This is a genomic window from Rhodococcus sp. RD6.2 (assembly GCF_001040705.1).
In the GTDB taxonomy this organism is placed as follows: domain Bacteria; phylum Actinomycetota; class Actinomycetes; order Mycobacteriales; family Mycobacteriaceae; genus Rhodococcus_G.
The window spans coordinates 454,015-469,281 of record NZ_CVQP01000001.1 but is presented as its reverse complement, the minus strand read 5'-3'; the positions used below and the strand labels follow the sequence as shown (position 1 = coordinate 469,281).

Genomic DNA, 15,267 nt, shown 5'->3' with positions numbered 1-15,267 from the left:
TAGCCTAACCAAACTGCCCTGCGGTACTCAATCCCGCCGCATCGAACTGGGTCAACGCCCCGGCGACACCTTCCGCGATCGCACGTGCGTCCGCGGCCAGAACCTGCACCGCATCGTGCTCCACCCGGACCCGCGCGACACCGCCGCCGAACACGACGGTCACGTCGATCGGCCTCGGATCGACCACCGCCTGCTCCGGATCGCTCACGTCCGCAACGCGCACACTCACCTCGGGCCGGGCCAACGCCGCGAACACCGGCGCCGTCTGCGCTCCCAGGTAGCGGAGCATGCCGTAGCCCAGCGCCGACGGCGCCGCGGCGAGCGCCGCACGAGCCGTGTCGAGGTCACCGTCACCGACCCGCACCGGAACCCCGACCTCGAACGGTCCGACCGTGCGGGTGCCGTCGGGATCGCCGTCCACACCGCCCTGCGCGTCACGGCGAACCTCGACGACGAGGTCCGCAACGCTGCCGCGCCAGTGCGCCAGGGCCTCCGCGACCGCCGCCACGACGACGACCTCGCGTTCCATGCCATGGCCGCCGAACACCGCGTCGGCCGTGACGCTCCCGCGATCCGGCACGAGCGCGGGCAGCGCGGGCACCCCGACCCGAAGCGAGCCACCCGGCGCCAGCACCTGCGACCAATGCGTCAGTTCCGCCATCAGGGCAGGGTCCTGGGCGCGGTCGTTGAGTCGGTGCGCGAGCCCGTACGCGGTCGCGGCGGGACGCGTCGCTTTCCCGCCCCTCAGCAGTGCCCGCAGGTCGTCGGCGAGCACCGCCAGCGACCTGCTGTCCGCGGCGAACGGGTGCACCGCGACGACGAGTGCGCCCGGATGTTCGCCCCCGTCGATCCAGGTCGCGGCCACCACGAGACCGGCCTCGGGTTCGAGCGACGCGATGGCGCTGCACTCCGCATCGGAACACTGTTGCGCCAGTGCGCCGTTCGACTCGGTGCGCGACACCGGAACCGAGGACGCGGCGTGGGACTCCAGCGACCACAGCACCGACGCCACCCGCGTCAATCCCAGCCGTAGTGCATCGTGCGTCGCGACGAGCGTGTCGACCGCCGCCTGCATCTGCTCGAGGGTTGCGCCCGGCTCGGTCTCGACCGTCACGGCGGCACCGATCCCGGCGGGCTCCCGGCCCGACTCACGGGCCCGGTGCACCAGCGCGGTCAGCGGCAACGCACCCGATTCCGTGGGGTCCACCGGACCCGCATCGGAGTCCGCACCGGCATCAGCGAACTCGGCGACGCGCGCGAGTGCCGCCGGGGTACGCCACTGGAAGATCTCCCGCGGACCGAAGGTGATCCCACGGCGCGCAGCGGCATTGACCACCTGAATGGAGATGATGCTGTCGCCCCCGAGGAGGAAGAAGTCGTCATCGGCACCCACCTCGTCGACGCGCAACGCCTCCGCGTAGAGCTCGCACAGCGCCGCCTCTCGCGGTCCGTCCGGTGCCCGCCGCGTCGCCTCCGCCGGAGGAGCCGGTTCCGGCAACGCCTTTCGGTCCAGCTTTCCGTTGGCCGACAGCGGGAACGCACCCAGCACCACGACGGCGGTCGGCAGCATGTGCTCCGGCAGGGTCTGCGCCGCGAAGGCGAGCAGCTCCGGGGTCGCGATCGTCTGCCCCGGAGCGGGGACGACATAGGCGTCGATGCGTCCCGCGCGGACCAGCGCCGCGGACTGCGCGACATCGGGGTGCCCCGCCAGGACGGACTCGATCTCGCCGAGCTCGACGCGCTGACCGCGCAGCTTGACCTGACCGTCCGCGCGGCCGAGATAGTCGAGTGCGAGGCCCGGATCGGAACCCGAGCCCGTGCTGCGCCACCGCACGAGATCGCCGGTGCGGTAGAGCCGCTCGCCCGGAGCGCCGTACGGATCGGCCACGAACCGGTCCGCGGTCAATGCCGGGCGACCGTGGTAGCCGCGCGCCAGCTGGACGCCGCCGAGGTACAGCTCGCCGGTCACCCCCGGCGCCACCCGCCGCAGCCGCTCGTCGAGGACGAGCACCCGCGTGTTCCACACCGGCGAACCGATGGGCACCGACCCGGAGCCGTCGCCGACCCACTCGGCAACCGGCGTCGCGGTCACGTCGACCGCCGCCTCGGTGGGCCCGTACAGGTTGAACAGGGGCGCGTCCACCAGGGAGTGGAACCGGTCGCGGTGCTCCGTGGTCAGTGCCTCACCACTGCACAGGACTCGCGCCAGCGCCGGTCTCGCGCCGGCCGAGCCCGCATCGGCGAGTCCGTCGAGGAACGCCGCGAGCATCGACGGCACGAAGTGCGCCGTGGTGACGCCTCGTCGCGCGATGACCTCCCGCAGGTACTGCGGATCGCGATGACCGTCCGGACGCGCCACCACCAGCGTGGCACCGGTGATCAGGGGCCAGAAGAACTCCCACACCGACACGTCGAACCCGGACGGCGTCTTCTGCAACACGCGGTCGGCTGCTGTCAGTCCGTACTCGGCCTGCATCCAGGCCAGGCGGTTGACGATGGCGCGGTGGCTGACGACCACGCCCTTCGGGCGCCCGGTCGACCCGGAGGTGTAAAGCAGGTACGCGGCCGAATCGGGGAGGACGGGCACCGCCGAGGCCGGTTCCGCCGACGCGTCGAGAACAGCCCCGTCGGAATCGATCTCCATGACCCGAGCATCGGTGTCGATGCGCGCCACATCGGGACCGAGCAGGACCAGCGCCGGTCGCGCGTCGGCGACCATGTAGGACAACCGGTCCGCGGGATAGCTGTCGTCGAGCGGCAGGTATCCCGCTCCGGCCCGGTGGATCGCGAGCAGGGCGACCACGAGCGCCGCACTGCGTCGCACCGAGACGGCGACCACGCCGCCCGCTGCTCCCTTCAGGTGCGAGGCCAGCGCCGAGGCGGCCCGGTCGAGCTGCCCGTAGGTCCACTCCTGTCCGGTGTCGTCGACGACCAGGGCGAGCGCGTCGGGAGTCGCGGCGGCCTGGCCGGCGAACAGCTCGGGCAGGGTCGACTCCTCGACGCCCACGGTGCGTCCCGGCTCCGCGGCGGCGAGCGCAGCCCGGTCGGCGTAGGTCAACAGGTCGAGGCTCGACAGTGCCGACTCCGGGTGCGCCGCGATCTGTTCGAGCAACAGCGTCAGCCTGTCCGCGAACGACTGGACGGTCGCGTGGTCGAACAGGTCGCTTGCATACTCGATGCGGCCGCGGACTCCCCCGTCGTCCGCGGCGGCGAGCTCGAAGGTCAGGTCGAACTTCGACGTGCCCGTTTCCACGAACACCGGCGCCACGTCCAGTCCGGTCATCGTCACCGGGTCGATCGGGTCGCGGTACTGCACGAGCACCTGGAACAGGGGCTGACGCGACAGCGAGCGCGCCGGGGCCATCCGCTCGACCAGCACCTCGAACGGAACATCCTGGTGCGCATAGGCGTCCAGGTCCGCGTCGCGGACGCGGCGCAGCAGCTGCGCGAACGTGGGATCGCCACTCAGGTCGGTCCGCAGGACCAGCGTGTTGACGAAGAATCCGACCACCCGCTCCAATGCGACGTCGGCGCGGCCCGCGACCGGCGAGCCGACGACGATGTCGTCGCCGGCACCGAGTTCACGCAGCAACACCGCGACCGCGGCATGGGTGAGCATGAACATCGTGGCGCCGGAGTCCGCGGCGACCGCGGCCAGGGACCGTGCGATGTCGGAGTCGAGGGTGAACCCGACCGCCGATCCGCGGTAGCCGGCGACGGCGGGACGGGGCCGGTCCCGGGGCAGGGTCAGTTCCTCGGGTTGGCCTGCGAGGACCGCCGTCCAGTGGTCGAGCTGGGTTGCCACCGGGGAGCCGGCCTCCGTCGGATCGCCCAACACCTGCGGCTGCCACACACTGAAGTCGCGGTACTGCACCGGAAGCTGCTGCGGCAAAGCCACATCCGATCCCGAGAGGTGCGAGTACGCGGCCGCGAGGTCCGCGATCAGGGGGCGCGCCGACCATTCGTCGGCGGCGATGTGGTGCACCAGCAGCATCAGATGTGCGTCGTCGGGAGCGGTCCGCAGCAGCACGGCGCGCAGCGGCAGTTCGGCTGTGATGTCGAAGGCGTACGTGGTCGCGTCGACCAGCCGCGCATCGAGGTCGGCGGCGTCGACGTCGTCGACCGCGAGAGGAATCTCGCACTCGTCGATGTCGAGGACACGCTGGTACCCGATGTGTCCGTCGCCGGAGGCGAACACCGTGCGCAGGCTCTCGTGCACGGCGAGCAGATGCGCGAGGGCTCCGCGCAGGGCGTCCGCGTCGACCCTGCCGCGCAGCCGCATCGTGAACGGAATGTTGTAGGTGGGGCCGGCTCCTTCGAGTTGGAACAGGAACCACAGCCGACCCTGCGCCGCCGACATCGGAACGAGGTCGGCGTGTTCACCGCGCACCAGTGGAATTCGGGTGCTCGGCGCGGTCGCCGCGGCGGCCAGCCGCGCGGGCGTCCGCAGATCGAAGATCTCCCGGATGCCCACCTCTCGACCCAGCCGGGCCCGGATGGCGAAGGAGAGCCGCGTCGCGAGCAGTGAGTTGCCGCCGAGCGCGAAGAAATCCTCGTCGGGACCGACCGAACTCAGACCGAGGAGCTCCGCGACGGCGTCGCAGACGTCGCGCTCGGCGTCTGTGGCCGGTTCGCGGCGCGCCACGTCCCGGGACGGTGCGGGCAGCGCGTCACGGTCCACCTTCCCGTTGGGCAACGTCGGGAACTCGCCGAGCACCACGAACGCGGCGGGAATCATGTAGTCCGGCAGGCGGTCCCGCAGGTGCATCCGGAGGTCGTCGCCTGCGAGGTTCGCATCACCTGCCACGTAGCCGACGAGCTGGTCCGCACCGGATGCGCCCGCCCGAACCATCACCACTGCCCGTTCGACGTCGGGGTGCGCGGCCAGCGCCGCTTCCACCTCGCCCGGCTCGATGCGGAACCCGTGCAGGCTCATCTGGCTGTCGGCGCGGGAGACGAACGCGAGTTCGCCGGTGCGGGTGCGCCGGACGAGGTCGCCGGTGCGGAACAGGCGACCGCCCCCGAACGGGTTCGCGACGAACCGGGCGACGGTGAGCCCCGGCCTGCCGAGGTAGCCACGCGCGAGTTGCACTCCGCCCACGTGGAGTTCGCCGACCACACCGTCCGGGACGGGCTGCAGGCGGGTGTCGAGGACGTACTCCGTGACACCGGGAACGGCCGCGCCGATCAGTACCTGTGGGCCGTCCGCGGCCCACACGTTGACGTCGCCCGCGACCTCGGAGGAACCGTACGAGTTGTAGACCGACACTCGGGCGTTCACGTCGCCGGTGAGTGCGTCGATCACCCGAGGTTCGAGGGGTTCGCCGCTGAGGAACCAGGTGGGTACGTGGGCTCCCGCTTCGACGAGCGCGGCGGCCAGGCTGGGCACCGCGGTCACCTGGGTGACGCCGTGTGCCGCGACGAGGGCGGCCATCGCACCGGGATCCTTCGCGGCCGCGTCGTCGGCGAGGACCAGGCGCGTTCCCGAGAGCAGGCCTGCGAGCAGTTCGGTGGAACCGTCGATGAAGCTGAGCGACGACTTCGCGAGGCGAACGTCACCGGCGACGGGAAGATCGCGCTGCCACAGTATCCGATTCGTCAGTGCAGCAACGGTTCCCGGGACACCCTTCGGCACGCCCGTGGAACCCGAGGTGTACACCACGTACGCGAGGTTCGCTCCGTGCAGGGAGGTGATCCGCTCGGTGTCGTCGATCTCGGCGATCGACCGCTCGGCGGCGTCGGCTTCGAGGTCCGCGATCGTGACCACCGGCGACGTCGACACCAGCGGCGACACCGCCGCGGCGGCCTCCGCGTCGGTGAGAACCAGTGTGGGAACGGCGTCGGTGAGCATGTGCTCGATCCGAGTGGCCGGGTAGGACGGGTCCACCGGCAGGTACGCAGCGCCCGCCGCGATCACCGCACGCAGCGCGACCACCGTCGCGGCGGTGCGCGTCGCGGCGACCGCAACGATGGTGTCCGGTCCGACGCCGCGGTCGATGAGCCCACGTGCCAGCCGGTTCACGCGGGCCGAGAGGTCGGCGTAGGTGAACTCGGCGGCATCCGCGACCAACGCGACGCGGTCCGCGAACTCGCGGTCGGCCGCGGCGAGCACGTCCGGCAGCAATTGCATCGACACCGACGGCGTCGCCGGCCCCGACAGCGCGTCCCGCTCGGCGGGAAGCAGCACGTCCACCGCGTGCACGGCGGGGTCGCCGGAACCGGCGACCGCGTCGAGAACCGCGGTGAGTCGCTGCGCGATCGCTTCGACGGTGTCGCGGTCGAACAGGTCGAGCGCGTACTCGACCCGGACGTCGAGACCCTCCGGCAGTTCGACGAATTCGAAGGTGAGGTCGAACTTCGCGGTCCCCGTGGACAGGTACGACGGTTCGACATCGAGGCCCGCGAACGGCGGAGCGACATGCGGCGTGCGGTGCTGCACGAGGGTCTGGAACAGCGGGTGACGCGACAGCGACCGCGTCACTCCGGCCGCGTCCACGACGTCCTCGAACTGTGCGTCCTGATGCGCGAACGCGTCGAGGTCGGTGCGACGCACCCGGTCGAGGACTTCGGTGACGGTCGGGTCGCCGGACAGGTCGACGCGAAGCGCGAGGGTGTCGACGAACAGACCGACGACATCCTCGACACCAGCAGCGCCGCGGCCCGCGACGGGTGCGCCGAGCACGATGTCGTCTCCCCCACCGAGCCGCGCGAGCAGGAGCGCGACGGCAGCCTGCACCGTCATGAACATCGAGGTTCCAGTGCCGGCGGCGCGGGCGCGCAGTCCGTCGATCACGTCCGCACCCAGGTGGAGCCAGACGTCCGCGCCGCGCTGGGTCGAGGTGGCGGGCCGGGTGCGGTCACGCGGCAGCGCCAGCTCCTCGGGCACCCCCGCGAGCTCTCTGCGCCAGAAGCCCAGCGCAGCAGCCGGTTCCGGATTTCCGGCCTGCCAGGCGGCATAGTCGGCGTACTGGATGCGCCCGGCGTCGTCCGGCAGGTCGCCACCCGAATACGCCGTCGCCAGGTCCCGTAGCAGCGGACCCGCCGACCACTCGTCGCCGGCAAGGTGGTGGATCACCAGCAGCAGGACGGCGGCTTCGGGAGCGGTGCGCAGCAGATGCGCGCGAATCGGGATCTCGGTGGTGAGGTCGAACGGCGCACGGGCCGCGTCTCGCAGCACCGACTCCAGTTCTGTCTCGGTGACATCGGCAACGACGGTCGGCACCACCGTGGCCGGGGGCAGGATGCGGGCGACACCGACCCCTGCGGAATCCACGACGACCGAACGCAACACCTCGTGTCGCGCGACGACCGCGGCGAGTGCGCGATGCAGTGCGTCCACGTCGACGGTGCCCGAGATCCGCAGGACGAAGGGGACGTTGTAGGTCGCGGACGGACCGTGTGCCCGGTGCAGGAACCACAGTCGCTGCTGGGCCGCCGACAGCGGCATCTCCTCCGTGCGGGGCACGGGCGTCACAGCGGGAAGCGCCGGGGTCGCCGAGTCGACGACGGCCGCGAGACCGGCGACGGTCGGGGCGTCGAACACCTCGCGCAGCGACAGGCTCACACCGAGGGTGCCCGCGATCCTCGCCAGCAGTCGCGTCGCCGACAGCGACGTTCCGCCGAGTGTGAAGAAGTCGGCGTCGACACCCGGATCGCCGAGTCCGAGCAGTTCCGCGAACATCGCCGCCACAGCACGCTCGGAAGCCGTCCGCGCGCTCCGGCCCGTGTCGATGGCACCGAAATCGGGTTCCGGCAACGCCTTCCGGTCGATCTTGAGGTTCGGGGTGAGCGGGAACTCGTCCAGCACGACGAGCGCCGAGGGAACCATGTACTCCGGCAACGCAGCGGCGAGATGCGCCCGCAACGCGTCGGTGTCAACACTCGCGCCGTCGGCGGGCGTCACGTAGGCAGCGAGATGCAGCGCGCCCGTCGCGTCCGGCCGCGCCACCGCGACGGCCGCGGACACGGCGTCGAGCCCTGCCGCGACGGTCTCGATCTCGCCGAGTTCGATCCGATGCCCCCGCACCTTCACCTGGTCGTCGCCGCGGCCGAGGTACTCGAGAGCCCCGTCCCTGCTCCAGCGCACCAGGTCGCCGGTGCGGTAGAGGCGACCGCGACCGGCCGGGTCGGCGACGAACCGGGAGGCGGTGAGGTCCGGTCGGCCCCGGTATCCGCGGGCCAGTTGCGGCCCGGCGATGTACAACTCGCCGACGACGCCCGCCGGGACGGGTTGCAGGAACCGGTCGAGGACGACGGCGGCGGTTCCGGGGAAGGGCGAGCCGATGGAGCCGGACCATTCCCGGTCCGCGGGGACCGGCGCGGACGTGCACCACACCGTCGCCTCGGTCGGGCCGTACATGTTGGTGACGGTCCGCGCGCGAGCCGAGAGCCCCGCGGCGACCGGCATCGGCAGCGCCTCGCCGCCGACCAGGACCGCAACGGACGTCAGGTCCACCGCGGGATGTTCGAGCACCGCACCCCACAGCGACGGCGTCGCCTGCATCGCGGTGACGGATTCCGCCGCGATCAGGTGTGCGAGCGCGGAGGGATCGCGGGCGGAGTCCTCGTCGGCGAGCACGACCGCGCCGCCCACACTCAGCGGGACGAACAGTTCGAGCACGGCGATGTCGAAGGACAGGGTCGTCACCGCGAGAAGTCGTGTTGTGGAATCGATTCCGGCGAGGTCGGCGGCGGTGTCGACGAAGCGCGACAGTGCTCGACGGTCGAGGACGACGCCCTTCGGGTTTCCCGTGGAACCGGACGTGTAGATCACGTAGGCGGTGTTCTCCGGTGCTGCGGCAGCACGCCCGGAGGGCGCCGTCTCGGCGGATTCCACCCAGGACGCGAGCCCGCCGGTGACCGTCGCGACGACGGTCCCCGTGGGGACCGCCACCCGATCGGTGAATCCCGCGGTCGTCAGCAGGATCGCGGGACGCGCATCGGCGAGCATGTAGTCGAGCCGCGACGTCGGGAACTGCGGATCGAGCGGCACGTAGCCGGCACCGGTGCGCAGCACCGCGAGCAGGGCGACCACGACGTCGGCGGTGCGGGGCAGCGCCAGCGCAACCAGGGATTCCCGCACCGCTCCCCTGGCCGTCAGCTCGGCGGCGAGCGTGTCGACTCGGTCGGCGAGTTCCCGGTAGGTGAGCCGATCGTCGCCCGCGACGAGCGCGAGCGCATCGGGACGCGCCGCGACCTGCTCGTCGAATCGGGCCAGGACGTCGCGGCTGTCGTCGACGGCGACCGTGCCCGCCCACTCGGCCAGTTCTCGTTCCGACTCGACGTCGAGCAGCTGCACCCGAGCCAGCGCAGGCCCGTCGACGGTCGCAGCGTCGACCAGTCGCGTGAGTCCCGCGACGAGCCGATCGAGGTCGGCGTCGGTGTAGCGGTCGGCGTCGGCGTCGATCTGGATCTCGAGCGCACGAGTGTCGTCGAGGCGGCGCACCACGAAGGCGATGTCCCGGACCGGCCCGCGCGCCAGGGAGTGCACGGTCGCGGTGGCACCGGTGAAGCGCAGCGTGTCGCCGAACGGCTTGATGTTGACGGTCGGGCCGACCGGACCCGCCGCGGCAGCCGGGAGCCGGAGGGCGCGATGAATGTCCTCCGCGCGGCGCCGGGCGTGGAGGGCGGTGCGGGCGACGGCGGCCCGGACGGAGTCGGTCAGCGCCGCGATGCCTGCGCCCGGGTCGACGGACACGCGGAGCGGGACCACGTTCACCGCGGTCGTCAGCACCTTGGCCGCCGCGGTCCCCAGCCGGTTCATCGCCGGGAACCCCAGCGTCACATCGAGTTCCCCGGTGACCCGCGCCAGATACCCGGCGATGACGGCGGTCACCGCGTCGGCCCAGCCGCCGCCCGCGGCCCGGCCAACGGCGTCCAGGCGGTCGGCAGCCCCGGCATCGACGGTGACGGTCCGGCCGCGCAGCTCCCGCGCCACCGCCGACGCGGACGGCGGTGGCGTGAGCGCGGGACTGATCGAGTCCGGCGCGCCTCGCAGTTCCGCGACCCAGAAGTCGCGGTCCGCTTCGGCGACAGCGGATTCGGCATACTCGTCGCCCGCGGCGATCACCTTCGTGACGGGGTCGAACCGCGGTGCGGGCGGCTCGGCGCCTGCGGCGAGCGCGTTGTACACGGCGGCGATCCGGCGACCGAGCAGGCTGTATCCGTAGACGTCGAGAAGTACGTGATGGGCCCGGTGGAACAGCGCCAGGTGATCGGGTCCGAGCACGTGAACCGTCGCGCGGTAGCCCGGCTGCGCGGTGAGGTCGATCGGCTGCCTCAGCTGTGCCCGCATCTCGCCGAGCGCCACCTCGATGCCCGCGGACGTGACGACCGGCGTGGACGGCACCACCGCGCCGCCGGGAACCTGGACGACCTCCCCGTCGACGACGTCGATGCGCGTCCGCAACTCCGGAGACTGGGCCACCACCAGGTCGACGGCGCACGCGAGGGTCGCGGCGTCGACCGGGCCGACGATGTCGATGCACTGGCCGGTGACGAAGGCCGGATTCTCCGGATCGAGCTGCTGAGCGAACCACATCCCCGCCTGCGCGGCCGACAGGGCGTGCTTCATGCTCGACTCCACCGACGACTCCTCATCACACTCGACGCGCCCGCCTGTCCGCACACACGGCAGGCCAAAATAGTTAGGTTAGCCTATTCTATAGAGGCGTTGAGGCGTGCCGGTCGCTGGTACCCGCCCCCGGCTCAGTGGAGGATGCGATCGAGGAAGTCCCCGACCTCGGGCGCCGACTGCGCGAGACCGTCGACATGACCGGCGCCCGGGAGCCGGAGGGTCAACTGCTCGCCCGAGAGCGCGAGCTCGGCGGCGAACCACAGGGCCAGCGGCGGTGGCACCACCCGGTCCTGCGTGCCCTGAACCATCATCAACGGCTTGTCGAATCCCGTTGTCGGAACACCCAAGTACTCGGTGACCGCCTGCGGTAAGGGCGTTCCCGCCAGCGGCCGGGAGAACAGGTCACCGACGGGGGTCTGGTTCGCGCGGGGCTTGAACTGCGCGAGCGGCGTGCCGTCGGCGGCGTCGACGAGTTCGCGGCCGCGTGGGGTGAGATAGCTGTCGACGTCGAGGTCGGGCCTGGCCTGGCGCAGTCCCGCCGCGATGTACGTCAGATAGAGCGTGACACCGTCCAGCTTCACATCGGGAAAGTCCGGACCGGCGAGACCGACGAGCCGGTCGAGATTCGTCGGTGCCCCGCTGGCGAACGTGCCCCGGAAGTCCAGGTCCGGCGCGAGCACCTCCGCTCGTACGGTCGTCGCGAGCGCCGCGTGACCACCCTGCGACTGGCCGGCCACCGCCCAGCGCCGCGACGCGCTCGGGAAGAGTTCCCGGGCAGCGCGGACCGAGTCGACGATGTTGTTCGCGACGATGTCGGCGTTCAGGTACGGATGCGGACCCGGCGTGCCGAGTCCCGCGTAGTCGGTCGCGACGACCATCAATCCGCGACGCAGCCAGTCCTCGAACAGCGAGCGGTACAGGGGGTACACCACTCCGGACCGGGTGGGCGCGTCCTGATCGGCCATACCGACGGTGCCGTGCGCCCACGCCACGATCGGCCACCCTCCCTCGGGCGCGACCCCCTCCGGCACCAGCACCTGCCCAGTGGACAGTCCGTCCGCTCCCGCGGTTCGGTACGTGAAGGTGAGGTTGTCGGATGCCCCCTCGACATGGAGGAAGGCGTCCGCAGCATTGCTCGCGACGACGATGCCCGCGTCACCGACGTTCCCGGGCTGCGCATGAGCCGCCCCGCCGCCCGAGGCGGCAACGAGGGCGACTGCGGCGATTCCCGCGAACAATCCACTGACACGGCGCATTCGGTCGAGACCTTCCGTTGAGGTGGTGACGCTTTCGGGAGTCGACCCTAGTTTCTCCGGCACCCGATGTGGGGTGTGCCGATCGGCGGAGCCGGAGTCCCGCCACCACCCGCCGACCGTGCATCCTGCGGTGCCCCGGCACAGGACGGACGACACCCGTGAAGTTAGGATGACCTATCCCAGTTCTGGAAAGGACCAAGCGTATGCCGGTGACCACGCCGTCCCAGCGGCTCGACCTCCCCATCGTCCTGCGTGAGCTCCGGGTCATCCGCACCACCGAGGTAACCCCGCGGATGCGCCGGATCACCGTCGGTGGCGACCAGCTCGGCGCATTCCGCACCGGAGAATTCGACGTCACCCCGTTCCGAACCGAGGGCGCCGACGACTACGTGAAGGTGTTCCTGCCCGAGGAGGGCGAAACCGAGCCGGTCCTGCCCGAGCAGCACGACGGCCACCTGCACTGGCCGCGCAAGCCCGCACCCGTCGCCCGCGCGTACACGGTGCGCCGATTCGATGCCGTCACCGGCGAACTCGATCTGGACTTCGTCGTACACGGCCACGGCGTCGGGGGGAACTGGGCGCGTGACGCGAAGCCGGGCGACGTCCTGCACCTGGCCGGACCGAAGGTGTCGACCATTCCCCCGGTCGGGGCGGAATGGTGGCTGCTCGCAGGCGACGAGACGGCATTGCCCGCCATCGGCCGATACGTCGAGACCCACGACGACCCAGCGACGCTGCACGCGGTCGTCCTGGTCGACGGACCCGCCGAGGAACAGTCCGATCTGGCCGGGGTGACGTGGGTGCATCGGCAGGCCGGGGTGTCCGACGCCCAGGCCCTCGCGGACGCGGTGCGTCGTGTCGTCCCGCAGGCAGGAGACGGGTGGATGTGGATCGCGGGCGAGGCCGCGATCGTGCGGGAACTGCGCGCGGTGGCCAAGGAACGAGGCATCCCGAAGGCCCAACTCGACGCGTCCGGCTACTGGCGGGTCCCGGTCACCGGCGCCCTTGGACGCGTCCGCGCCCTGCGCGATCAGGCGGTGGAGTCGATGGAGCACCGCCGTCGCGAGCACCACTGACGGCCACCCGGTGACGGGTGGCCATCACGGTCAGCGGCTGGCGAACTGGTCCGTTGCGCCGGGCACCGGCTCGGCGGGGTCGATCCCGAGCTCGACGATCGTGTTGCTCGCATCGACGTGCACCACCCGCGGAACGAAGTCCGCGGCCTCACGGGTGTCGACATGCCGGTAGGCCATGATGATCACCAGATCACCGGGAGAGATCAGATGCGCTGCGGCACCGTTGATTCCGATCACTCCGGTGCCCCGAGCCCCGGCGATGGCATAGGTCTCGAGGCGGGCGCCGTTGTCGATGTCGACGATGTGCACCTGCTCGCCTTCGAGCAGATCCGCGGCGTCCATCAGGTCTTCGTCGATGGTCACCGATCCGACGTAGTGCAGGTCGGCCTGCGTGACAGTGGCACGGTGGATCTTCCCGGAGAGCATGATGCGATTCACGGTCAGTAGGTTAGCCTAAGCGAAGTAGAGTGCGACAGGGGTTGGCCCTCAGGACCACCCCGGCGAGGACACAGAATGACAACCGGCACGGCCACGAACGCGGCCACACCGCACGAGCCTTCCGGGCCCGCAGAGCCCCACTTCATCCTGTCCAGACCCCACGGCACGGTGACCGCCCGCGGTGTCACCCACGCGATCACCGATCCCGCGCACGCCGTCGCCCGACTGCGAGCAGGCGCGCCGATCGTCGGGGCACTTCCCTTCGATGTCCGCGAACCGGCCGCACTGACCGTCCCCGGGCGACTCGACGTCACCACCACGCCACTGCCGGTCCCCTCCCGCCCTGCCGTGCCCACCGTCACCGTCCGCAGGCACGTGCCCTCACCGGCCGAGCACACCCGCCGCGTCGCCGACACCGTTACGCGTCTGCGCGAAACATCGCTGCGCAAGGTCGTTCTCGCTCGCGCGCTCGAACTGGACGCCGCCGAGCCACTCGATCATCGCGCGATCCTGGACCGCCTCGTGGCCGCCGATCCGTCCGGGAACGGCTACTCCGTCGACCTCGGCCCGGCCGGAGACGACCACCGCGGTGTGCGACTCGTCGGCTCGAGCCCCGAGGTGCTGATCCGTCGACAGGGCACCACCGTCACCTGCCATCCCCTCGCCGGCTCCGCACCCCGCGACCCCGACCCCGACCGTGACGCCGCCCTCGGGCGCGCGCTCGCCGCGTCGACGAAGGACCTCACCGAGCACGCCTACGTCATCGAGTCACTCACGCAATCGCTTGCACCGCTGTGCACCGACATCGTCGTTCCCGACGGACCCGTGCTCACGACGACGCCGCAACTGTGGCACCTGGGCACTCCGCTGCGCGCGACCCTGCGCGATCCCGCCGTCACCGCGCTGGAGCTCGCCCTCGCCGTGCACCCGACGCCGGCCGTCTGCGGAACCCCGACCGACGAGGCGATGCGAACGATCCTCGAACTCGAGGGCAGCCGCGGCTTCTACGCGGGCGCTGTCGGCTGGTCCGACGCGTCCGGTGACGGCGAGTGGATGGTCACCCTTCGCGGCGCGCAGATCGCCGCAGACGGACTCCACGTCGTCGCACACGCGGGCGGCGGCATCGTCGCGGCGTCCGATCCGGAGACCGAACTCGACGAGACCACAACGAAATTCGGGACGATCATGGCCGCGCTGGGCGTTACCGCCTGACCGCGTACGGCAGGAGACTCACGCCGTTGTGTTCGCCTCCGCCGACGGGTCCGGCACGGTGGTGGTCGCGTCGATCGCCGCGACCACGTCTGCGGTCGTGGACACCACACCGGCACGCTTGGCGACGTAGTTCAACGCCATCAGGTGCTCGTCTCGGGTGAAGTCCGCGGTGGCGTCCACGAGCAGGAACGGCGCGACGTCGCTCATGAACGCCTCGGTCGCGCTGAGCATGCAGCCCATGTGCGCGTAGACGCCCGTGACGATCAGCTGGTCGCGGCCGAAGTGCCCGAGCAGCTGACGCAGATCGGTGCGCTGGAACGCCGAGTACCGCCACTTGGTGACCTGGATGTCCGATCCACGCGGGGCGAGTTCCTCAACGACCTCGGTGTCGCGGCCGGTCGTCATGCCGACACCCCAGAAGTCGGCGAGGATCCCGCGCCGCGACGGGTGCTGATCGCCCGGCTGCATCGTGTAGATGACCGGAATCCCGGCCCGCGTGCAGGCGTCACGGATGGCGGCGATGTTCGCGATCACCGAGGTGATCGGCTCGGTCCCCGGCTCGTACGCGTCGATGAAGTACTTCTGCATGTCGTGGATCAACAGTGCGCACCGAGACGAGTCCAAGGCCCAGTCGACACGGTCGGCGGGTACCTCGTCGCGGCTCGGCAGGTCGTACGGCGCGATGGGCGGGATGGCCATCCGGTGACTC

General features: G+C 71.1%; 6 protein-coding genes. 2 read left to right on the top strand and 4 right to left on the bottom strand.

Annotation, left to right across the window (positions count from 1 at the left end):
- Positions 1-4: 4 nt before the first annotated feature.
- Together RHCRD62_RS02105 and RHCRD62_RS02100 are read right to left on the bottom strand one after the other, a co-directional pair.
- Positions 5-10,573 carry a non-ribosomal peptide synthetase gene (locus tag RHCRD62_RS02105; RefSeq protein WP_157050774.1) on the bottom strand — a complete coding sequence of 3,523 codons (10,569 nt, stop codon included), beginning with the start codon at positions 10,571-10,573 and terminating at the stop codon, positions 5-7.
- Between the two features lie 134 nt (positions 10,574-10,707).
- A complete protein-coding gene (locus RHCRD62_RS02100; RefSeq protein ID WP_050062988.1) occupies positions 10,708-11,832 on the bottom strand; it encodes an alpha/beta hydrolase family protein in 1,125 nt (374 codons plus the stop codon).
- Between the two features lie 203 nt (positions 11,833-12,035).
- On the opposite strand from RHCRD62_RS02100, the gene RHCRD62_RS02095 reads away from it, so the two are divergent.
- The gene (locus RHCRD62_RS02095) at positions 12,036-12,908 is read left to right on the top strand and encodes a siderophore-interacting protein (RefSeq protein WP_050062987.1); all 873 of its coding nucleotides are present in this window, start codon (positions 12,036-12,038) and stop codon (positions 12,906-12,908) included.
- Positions 12,909-12,938: 30 nt separating this feature from the next.
- Here the strand turns inward: RHCRD62_RS02095 and panD are convergent, their stop codons facing one another.
- Positions 12,939-13,346: an aspartate 1-decarboxylase gene (gene panD / locus RHCRD62_RS02090; protein ID WP_050062986.1), complete on the bottom strand. Its 408-nt coding sequence runs from the start codon at positions 13,344-13,346 to the stop codon at positions 12,939-12,941.
- 75 nt (positions 13,347-13,421) lie between these two features.
- On the opposite strand from panD, the gene RHCRD62_RS02085 reads away from it, so the two are divergent.
- Positions 13,422-14,558 carry an isochorismate synthase gene (locus tag RHCRD62_RS02085; RefSeq protein ID WP_050062985.1) on the top strand — a complete coding sequence of 379 codons (1,137 nt, stop codon included), beginning with the start codon at positions 13,422-13,424 and terminating at the stop codon, positions 14,556-14,558.
- A gap of 18 nt (positions 14,559-14,576) precedes the next feature.
- Here RHCRD62_RS02085 and RHCRD62_RS02080 read toward each other — a convergent pair whose 3' ends face one another.
- Entirely contained in the window at positions 14,577-15,257 is a 681-nt protein-coding gene (locus RHCRD62_RS02080) for an isochorismatase family protein (protein WP_050062984.1), read from the bottom strand.
- Positions 15,258-15,267: the final 10 nt, after the last annotated feature.

Coding starts and splice junctions, on each gene's coding strand:
- RHCRD62_RS02105 (WP_157050774.1), bottom strand. CDS start 10,573: ATGAAGCACGCCCTGTCGGCCGCGCAGGCGGGGATGTGGTTCGCTCAG.
- RHCRD62_RS02100 (WP_050062988.1), bottom strand. CDS start 11,832: ATGCGCCGTGTCAGTGGATTGTTCGCGGGAATCGCCGCAGTCGCCCTC.
- RHCRD62_RS02095 (WP_050062987.1), top strand. CDS start 12,036: ATGCCGGTGACCACGCCGTCCCAGCGGCTCGACCTCCCCATCGTCCTG.
- RHCRD62_RS02085 (WP_050062985.1), top strand. CDS start 13,422: ATGACAACCGGCACGGCCACGAACGCGGCCACACCGCACGAGCCTTCC.
- RHCRD62_RS02080 (WP_050062984.1), bottom strand. CDS start 15,257: ATGGCCATCCCGCCCATCGCGCCGTACGACCTGCCGAGCCGCGACGAG.